Below are 7,904 nucleotides of genomic sequence, written 5' to 3' on the forward strand. Positions count from 1 at the left end.
AGGAGGAGAAGATATGAACAGCATTCTGGAAAAGGTTCAGAAAAGGTACATACAGGAGAAGGAATACCCAGATTTCAAGGTAGGAGATACTATAAAGGTTTATTACAGGATAAAGGAAGGAGACAGAGAGAGAATACAACCTTTTGAAGGAGTCGTTATAAGAATAAGGGGTGGTGGAGCTGACAAGACCTTCACGGTGAGGAAGGAATCTTACGGTGTAGGTATTGAGAGGATATTTCCTTTTTATAGCCCCAATATAGAGAAAATAGAGATAGTTAAAATAGGTAGGGTCAGAAGGGCTAAACTCTACTTCCTGAGGGAGCTCAAAGGAAAGGTAGCCCAGAGGAAGATTAAGGAGATAAAGAGGTGGGAATACGAGGCTATGCAGAGGAAGAAGGAGGAAGCTCGGAGGCAGAGGGAGGAAGAGGCTAAGGCTGAAGAAGTTCAAGAGCAAACAACGGAGGAAATCAAAGCTGAAGAAGCTCCGCAGGAAGAATGATTGAGTATGAAGAAAAGTTCTGGAGGGAAGGTCTTACCGTAGCTGGTGTGGATGAAGCCGGGAGGGGTCCCCTCGCGGGTCCAGTGGTTGCCGCTGCGGTCATACTTCCACCCTTTACAGAACCTTTCTTGAAGGGAGATTCCAAAAAGCTAACTAAGAAGGAGAGGGAGGAACTCTACGAATTTATAAGAGAGACCGCCGTGGCGGTGGGGACCGCGGTGGTAGACAGTTCCGTCATAGACAGGATAAACATATATCAGGCTACCAAGCTCGCCATGAAGAGGGCTCTTAGAGACTTGAAACATACCTTTGACGTGGTTATAAGCGACTATGTGAAGCTGGAAGAATTTAACTGTCTGCCTCTCGTGAAGGGAGATGAAAGGAGTCTGAGCTGCGCCTGTGCAAGTGTAATAGCAAAGGTTCTGAGGGATAGAATAATGGAGAGATTCCATGAGGTTTACCCCGAATACGAGTTTGTAAAACATAAGGGGTATCCGACCAGGAAACACAGGGAGCTTATAAGGAAGTTCGGCATAACGGAGATACACAGGAAGAGCTTCAGGCTATGAAGAGGGAGGAGTTTTACGCATTAGTCGTTAAAGGGCTGGGAATACTCTTTATGTTCGTCCTTGGATACTTAGCGGAGATAGGAAGGCACTATCCAAAGTGGACGGAGGGAGAAAGGATAGTATTTTTACTTGGTGTATCTCTTGAAACTGTGGTTGCTATAACAATGGCTGCGTTTATATTCAAACTCTGGAGGATGACCAGATGAGCTGGGAGTGGTACTTTTTCATGATACCTATATTTATATTTATAGTTTCTTTGCTCTTTCTAACTTACGAGGTTCTGAAAACTCCCGACAAGGAAGAGAAAACCACCTGATGCACGTTCCAGTTTTGCTTGAAGAGTCAACAGACCTTTTACTTGGAAACGGAGGTAAGCTCTACGTTGACTGCACCCTCGGTCTCGGAGGGCACACGAAGAGAATATTGGAGAAGAATCCTGAAGCTTTCGTTATAGGTATAGACAGGGATGAGGAAGCCATAGAGCTCGCCAAGGAGACCCTGAGGGAATTTGAAGGGAGGTTTGCTATATACAAAGCGGACTTTGCCGACCTTGATGCCGTCCTTGAAGCCGAGGGTATAGATAAGGTTGATGGTTTCCTATTTGACCTCGGTGTCTCCATGTTCCAGCTGAAGAGTGAAAGGGGCTTTTCCTTTCAGATAGAGGCTCCCCTTGACATGAGGATGGACAGAGAGCAGAGGCTTACCGCCTACAGGGTGGTGAACGAGTATTCTGAGAAGGAGCTTGCGAGGATAATCTGGGAATACGGGGAGGAGAAGCTGAGCAGGAAGATAGCCAGAGCGATGGTTGAGTACAGGAAGAAGAAACCAATAGAAACCACGAAGGAGCTTGCCGACATAATCCTTTCCGTTTACCCAGAAAGACTCAAACACGGGAGGATACACCCGGCAACTAAGACCTTTCAGGCTATAAGGATAGAGGTAAACAGGGAGCTTGAAAACCTTAAGGAAGCTCTGGAAAAGACTGTGGATAGGCTGAACAAGGGAGGAAGACTCGTGGTTATAAGCTTCCACTCCTTAGAGGACAGGATAGTTAAGAACTTCTTCAGAGAGCACTCTCAGGAGTTTAGGATTCTGACGAAGAAACCAATAACACCCTCCGAGGAGGAGGTAAAGATGAATCCGGCTGCCAGAAGTGCTAAATTAAGAGCAGGGGAGAGGATATGAACCCGTTTCTGATTGTCGGCTTAGGGCTCCTGATATTCCTTGCCAACATGCTTTACTCGGCATACTCCATAAAAGTACTCAGGGAACACTCCCAAAAGCTCAGCACCTACAAAAGTTTGAAGGAAGAGAATCTTAAACTAAGGGCTGAGATAGAGAATATCTTAAATATAAGAGAGCTTGAAAGATACGCCCTCAAGCAGGGCTTTAAACCCTTCAACTGGGAGGATTTTGCCTTAATTCTCTTTAAAGAACCTTCAGAGAAAGGTCGCACCAAGAAGCGCCGTAGATGATGGAGCCGGAGGAGATATAGTTTACCCCCTCTACAGCATATTCTTTTACGTTTTCCAGGGTTATGTTGCCCGAAACTTCCACCTCCGCCCTCTCCTTCACGAGCTTCACCGCCTCCTTCACCTCTTCGGGAGAGAAGTTGTCTAACATAACTATATCAACGCCCAGAGTGAGAACCTTATCAAGCTCCTCCAAACTTTCCACCTCCACCTCTATTTTGTATGCAGGGCTGACCTTTTCTTTTATCCTCCTTATCACCTCCTCCACTTCTCCCGCTACCCTCTTGTGGTTATCCTTTATAAGAACCATATCGTAGAGGGCGAACCTGTGGTTCTTTCCGCCTCCGACCCTAACTGCATACTTTTCAAAGAACCTGTAACCCGGCGTGGTCTTTCGGGTATCTAAAATCTTTACCCCCGTTCCCTCCAGTGCCTTTACGAACTCCCTTGTGCGCGTGGCTATACCGGAGAGACTTTGAAGGATGTTCAGAGCAAGCCTTTCTCCCATGAGTATCTGATCCGCTCTCCCTTCAAGTTCTATCAGAGTATCTCCTCTCTTGAACTCCGAACCTTCGCTCACGCAAGGTCTTACATAAACACCTCCCAGCATTAGAAATAGCTCCTGAACAAAGGGAAGACCGGCAAGGATACCATCAGACTTCGCCTTTATCACGGCTCTGACGGTTTCCTCGGAACAGACCAGCTCCGTGGTTATATCACCCGTCCCTAAATCTTCCTCTAAGAAACGCTGGAGCTGGGAGCGAATGAAGAGTCTGTTCATGGGTTATATGTTATCATCTGCCAGTATGAGGAAACCTAAGATAATAGCCCACAGGGGATACAGCTCCAAATTCAGGGAAAATACCTGGGAAGCCTTTGAGGGAGCTTATCAAGTTAGAGCCGATATGATAGAGCTTGACCTCGTCCTTACAAAGGACAGAAAGATATTCGTAAACCATGACCTTAATATAAATGGGAAGCTCATAAGGGATATGAACCTTGAAGAAGCCAAGAAGATGATACCGGGCTCTATGGAGGTTTCGGAGGTTTTGAAATGGACTGAGGACAGAGGCATCGGGCTTTACTTAGACATAAAGGACAGGGACATGATAGAGGAGCTTACCCACATACTGAAGGACTTCGGATATAAAACCGATATCGTCGTCTCCTCCTCCGACGACTTTCCTTTCATGAGGAGGTTTAAAGAGCTTAACGACCACATACTCACGGCGTTACTCTTCAGGAACGTCCTTCCGCCGGAGGACATGGTGAGCCTTGCCCGTAAGTATCAGGGGGACATAATTCATCCCTGCTGGGAAGACAAGCATCCGTTCCCTCACACGTTAATAAGTTCTGAGGATATAGAGCACATGAAAGGTGAGGGTTTTGAGGTCGTCTGCTGGCACGAGGAGAGAGAGTCTGAGCTAAGAGAGCTTGTCAAAAAGGGCTTCTGGGGCATTACCACTAACGACCCGGAGAAGTTGAGGGATATAGTTGATAAGCTATAAAATGTTTTTTAAACACTTCCCCTATGCTTCCACACGAGCCACAGGGTTAATATAACCCTCACGTTTGTGACCAGAGCAAGCAGGATAAAAAGCGCCTTTATCCAACCAAAGAGACAGAAGAGCATTATGAAGAAAATCCTCTCGTCCCTTTTTCCAGGAAGCCACCTGAGTTCTTTTACCACGCCGTAGGCGTCCTCACAGTAAGCTCCCCTGAACCTCTCCGTTGAGTAGCTCACCATTAAAGAGCCGAAAATCGCAAGAAGAACCCATGGAAGGAACTCCTGAGAAGGCTTGAGCCACAGAGCAAGAGATGACAGAAAGAGAAAGTCGGTGTATCTGTCAAGGACGGAGTCAAGGTATCCCCCGAACCTTGTCGTTCTCATGCTCGCCCTCGCTATCTCCCCATCTATCCCGTCTAACATTGAGCTGAGTTGATACAGAAGTCCTCCCAGAGCGGGACTGAGTAGTGCCACCAGGGCAGAAAACACCCCTATGAAGAAGGTGAGCCAAGTAGCCCGATTGGGTGTGAGCTTGTCTACAAGTCTTTCGGAGAACCACAGGGATACCTTCCTGTTGAGGTGCCTTGAGATAAAACCGTCTCCCGTTCCCTTTACCGAAGCCCTTACCAGAGCCTTCTTCGCCCGCTCTATATCTTCCGGTGTATCAACGTCCGTCCAGAACTTACCTGAAACTGGAGTGCACTTTATATGGGCTTCCTTTACTATCTCGCTCAGGGTTACCTTTTCCCTTTCCTTAACAAGCCTCTCGGCAGTTTCAAACACGCTTTCGTCAAGAATGAAGAAACCCGTATCATACCCGTTAAAGTTCTTCAAGTCTTTGCCTATCTTCTCAATCTTCCCTTCTTTACAGAGAACCTTTGTCGCTTCCTTCCTGTCGGTGTATAGGGCGAGCTCGTCCACGATAAGACCTTCCCCTTTTAGTGCTTCTTCAATAAATTCCTCCGAATAGAGGTGGTCTCCCATAGTAAGGACGAACCTCCCGTTGACGTGATTTCTTGCCAAGTACAGGGAGTAGCCGTTTTCCTTCTCGGGATGTTCGTTGAGAACTATCTCGTAGCTTATGCCGAGTCTTCTGACGAAGTTCTCTATAGGTTCCCTGTTGTGTTCGTTCACCACCAAGACGAACTTGCTTATCCCTTTACTATCAAGGAGTTTAATCGTTCTATAGAGTATTTCCCTTCCCGCCACCCTTATCAGAGGCTTTGGCAAGTACTGGGTGTATCCCTGCATCCTCTTAGCCAGACCTGCACAGAGGATAACCGCTGTATCCATCTACCTACCCTCCAGCAGGCTCTTTATCTCCTCAAAAACCCTAATCCAGTCCTCCCACTTAAGCCTCCCCGTCTGGGTGTTCTGTTTGCTCGGGTGATAGGAGGTAATAAGAGTGTAGGGAATCCCTTCGGGCTTATACTTGAGTCCGCGTCCGGACTTTATGCCTTTGAGCTTAGCTTCAGGGTAAAGGTCTTTCAGAGCCATTAAAGTTCCCTTTAAGGCTATACTTCCTAGGCAGAGGATAACCTTAACGTTTTTCAGAAGTTTTAACTCTTCAACCAGATACCCGTTGCAGTTCTCCATCTCCTCCTTTGTGGGTTTATTCTCCGGAGGGGCGCACCTGACCACTGCTGTTATGTAAGCATCTTTAAGCTCAAGCCCGTCGTCTCTGCTCTCGGATGTAGGTTTGTTGGCGAAACCGGTTTCGTAGAGAGCCTTGGCGAGCCAGTCCCCTGAGCTGTCCCCTGTAAACATCCTCCCCGTCCTGTTCCCTCCGTGAGCCGCAGGCGCGAGCCCAACGATCAATAACTTTGCCTCTGGGTCTCCGAAGCCGGGAAGGGGTTTACCCCAGTATTCCCAGTCGGCGTATCTTCTGACTTTCTTACGTGCCACCTCCCTTATGTAGGTAGAAAGTCTTTCACACTTTTGACACTCAACAATTTTCCTGTTGAGTCCTTCTAAGGAATGCATGGGTTAATAATTATAAGGGTTTAGGCTATATTGTTATTTTATGGAAAGAAACGAGCTGGTTTTTATAGTTGAAGAAGAGCCAGAAGGTGGTTATACCGCTAAAGCGGTAGGACATGCTATATTCACGCAGGGGGAAACCCTTGAAGAACTCAAAGAAAACATAAAGGATGCTGTAAGGTGTCATTTTGAAAGGGAAGAAGAACTCCCTTCCCAGATCAAGCTACATATAATAAGGGAAGAGGTTATACCTTATGCCTAAACTCCCACGAGATATATTTGGAAATGAATAAAGATACTCTGATTTCAGACTTATTCGGGTGATGGAATACATAGTTATCGGTAAGGTCATAGACACCTTCGGTGTTAAGGGAGAGCTTAAAGTCCTTCCCATGGCTCCCGAGGAGGTCTTTGAGAAGCTCAAAAGAGTCTATCTCAAGAGAGTCGGAGGCGAGTATGTACCCTTTAAAGTTGAGGGTGTGAGGAGACACGAGAACTTCTTACTGATTAAGTTCAAGGGCTACAACGACCTCGGTTCTGTTGAGCAGTTCAAAGGTGCCCACCTCTTTCTTCCCGAAAAGGAACTACCCAAGAGGGACGAGGAGGAGTTCTATGCCTACGAGCTTATAGGGATGGAGGTTGTTACGAACAAAGGAAAGAGGCTTGGAAAGGTGAAGAGGGTGGAGGACTTCGGAGTTTACGACATGCTCGTTCTGGAAAATGAGAAGATAATGATTCCCTTTGTGAGCGATATAGTCCTGAATGTTGATAGGAGGGAAAGAAGAATAGAGGTTAAGGAGGAACTGGTGTTGTTTTAATAGAGCGTACCTTGTGGTTTTTCCTTGATAGAAGCTTCTAAACCCTTTGTTGGAAATATTGCCTGAAGTAAAAAGTTACAGGTTTCACCCTTTTATAACTTGTGTGAAACTCCTTCCTCTTACAATTTAATCTTTTGAGGACAATATGAGTTTTAGGTTGCCTGATATTCTGAGTTGCGGTAATTTTTTCAACAGGCTCGTAACTCTCTGGTGCCCGCAAATCCATAAAATACAGAATTTTTGCACCGTACCCCTTATAGTCTGCAAGCTTTGAGAAACCTAACTTAGAAGCCATCTGCCCTTCCCTCTCAGTCGCAATTTATGGTGTGCCAGTCGCATTTTTTAGTGTCCAGTCTCACTTTATGCTGTGTTTTACAGAAATCCTCGGGGCGACAGGACTTGAACCTGCGACCTCTGGCTCCCGAAGCCATATTTCTCTTCAGAGGACTACCTCCTGAAAATCCTTGTTTTCCTTGTCTTTCAACGAGAAGAGCCGTTTTCGGCGTTCCTTTGAAGGAGCCTTTCCGAACCTCTGAGAAACCCATTTTTACCTTTCTATTTCGGCAGTTTTTCGGCAAAACCTTCCAAACTCCATGTTTTGGTTTGGGTTATTTGTTTCAACTCCACACGGATGATTAAGAACAGACAGAACTGAGAAATGTGGTGAACGCTGTTACAACGTCGTTTCAACTCCACACGGATAATTAAGAACTCATGCAAATAATCCCAATATGTCAAATATTTCTATAGTTTCAACTCCATACGGATGATTAAGAACTGATTTTCACAGAATTCGCAAAATGCTTGAAGCCGCATGTTTCAACTCCACACGGATAATTAAGAACAGCTACTCATTTCAGAGTGAGGAATGGGAAGTGGAAGAGTTTCAACTCCACACGGATAATTAAGAACTGCCTTGCGCCCCGTTTTCTCGCAAGCTATAAGCGGTTTCAACTCCACACGGATAATTAAGAACCAAATAATATGGCGGTTTTTTCTAAAACCGCTAATAGTTTCAACTCCACACGGATAATTAAGAACAAGAGTCTATCACTAGCA

11 protein-coding genes and 1 CRISPR repeat array (1 of these 12 cut by a window edge) are annotated in these 7,904 nt (G+C 46.0%); of the genes, 8 read left to right on the top strand and 3 right to left on the bottom strand.

Annotated features, from left to right (window positions below; translation table 11 throughout):
- Positions 1-13: 13 nt before the first annotated feature.
- The 5 genes from rplS (at position 14) to BCF55_RS04730 (ending at position 2,543) form a co-directional block, all read left to right on the top strand.
- Complete coding sequence (rplS, locus tag BCF55_RS04710) at positions 14-499, top strand: 50S ribosomal protein L19 (RefSeq protein ID WP_121010716.1); 486 nt, start codon at positions 14-16, stop codon at positions 497-499.
- Positions 496-1,068: a ribonuclease HII gene (locus BCF55_RS04715; protein WP_121010719.1), complete on the top strand. Its 573-nt coding sequence runs from the start codon at positions 496-498 to the stop codon at positions 1,066-1,068. The genes rplS and BCF55_RS04715 overlap by 4 nt, the downstream gene beginning before the upstream one ends.
- Positions 1,065-1,274, top strand: a complete 210-nt coding sequence (locus BCF55_RS04720) for a hypothetical protein (protein ID WP_121010722.1) — start codon at positions 1,065-1,067, stop codon at positions 1,272-1,274. The genes BCF55_RS04715 and BCF55_RS04720 overlap by 4 nt, the downstream gene beginning before the upstream one ends.
- A gap of 109 nt (positions 1,275-1,383) precedes the next feature.
- Positions 1,384-2,253: a 16S rRNA (cytosine(1402)-N(4))-methyltransferase RsmH gene (gene rsmH, locus BCF55_RS04725; RefSeq protein WP_121010725.1), complete on the top strand. Its 870-nt coding sequence runs from the start codon at positions 1,384-1,386 to the stop codon at positions 2,251-2,253.
- Positions 2,250-2,543: a hypothetical protein gene (locus tag BCF55_RS04730; protein WP_121010728.1), complete on the top strand. Its 294-nt coding sequence runs from the start codon at positions 2,250-2,252 to the stop codon at positions 2,541-2,543. The genes rsmH and BCF55_RS04730 overlap by 4 nt, the downstream gene beginning before the upstream one ends.
- On the opposite strand, the gene nadC is transcribed toward BCF55_RS04730, so the two are convergent.
- On the bottom strand, positions 2,497-3,321 hold the full coding sequence (gene nadC / locus BCF55_RS04735) for a carboxylating nicotinate-nucleotide diphosphorylase (RefSeq protein ID WP_121010731.1): 825 nt from the start codon (positions 3,319-3,321) through the stop codon (positions 2,497-2,499). The two genes, BCF55_RS04730 and nadC, sit on opposite strands and share 47 nt — an antisense overlap.
- On the opposite strand from nadC, the gene BCF55_RS04740 reads away from it, so the two are divergent.
- Complete coding sequence (locus tag BCF55_RS04740) at positions 3,320-4,048, top strand: glycerophosphodiester phosphodiesterase (RefSeq protein WP_170144747.1); 729 nt, start codon at positions 3,320-3,322, stop codon at positions 4,046-4,048. The genes nadC and BCF55_RS04740 overlap by 2 nt on opposite strands.
- 8 nt (positions 4,049-4,056) lie before the next feature.
- Here the strand turns inward: BCF55_RS04740 and BCF55_RS04745 are convergent, their stop codons facing one another.
- Positions 4,057-5,340, bottom strand: coding sequence for a bifunctional L-myo-inositol-1-phosphate cytidylyltransferase/CDP-L-myo-inositol myo-inositolphosphotransferase (locus BCF55_RS04745; protein ID WP_121010737.1), 1,284 nt, complete (start codon positions 5,338-5,340; stop codon positions 4,057-4,059).
- The gene (locus BCF55_RS04750; protein ID WP_121010740.1) at positions 5,341-6,030 is read right to left on the bottom strand and encodes a uracil-DNA glycosylase; all 690 of its coding nucleotides are present in this window, start codon (positions 6,028-6,030) and stop codon (positions 5,341-5,343) included.
- A 40-nt stretch (positions 6,031-6,070) separates the two neighbouring features.
- On the opposite strand from BCF55_RS04750, the gene BCF55_RS04755 reads away from it, so the two are divergent.
- The gene (locus BCF55_RS04755) at positions 6,071-6,289 is read left to right on the top strand and encodes a type II toxin-antitoxin system HicB family antitoxin (protein WP_121010743.1); all 219 of its coding nucleotides are present in this window, start codon (positions 6,071-6,073) and stop codon (positions 6,287-6,289) included.
- A gap of 61 nt (positions 6,290-6,350) precedes the next feature.
- On the top strand, positions 6,351-6,845 hold the full coding sequence (gene rimM, locus BCF55_RS04760; RefSeq protein ID WP_121010745.1) for a ribosome maturation factor RimM: 495 nt from the start codon (positions 6,351-6,353) through the stop codon (positions 6,843-6,845).
- Positions 6,846-7,459: 614 nt separating this feature from the next.
- Positions 7,460-7,904: a CRISPR direct-repeat array (repeat unit 29 nt; unit sequence GTTTCAACTCCACACGGATAATTAAGAAC) (it continues 931 nt past the right edge of the window).

The organism is Hydrogenivirga caldilitoris (genome assembly GCF_003664005.1).
GTDB lineage: Bacteria > Aquificota > Aquificia > Aquificales > Aquificaceae > Hydrogenivirga > Hydrogenivirga caldilitoris.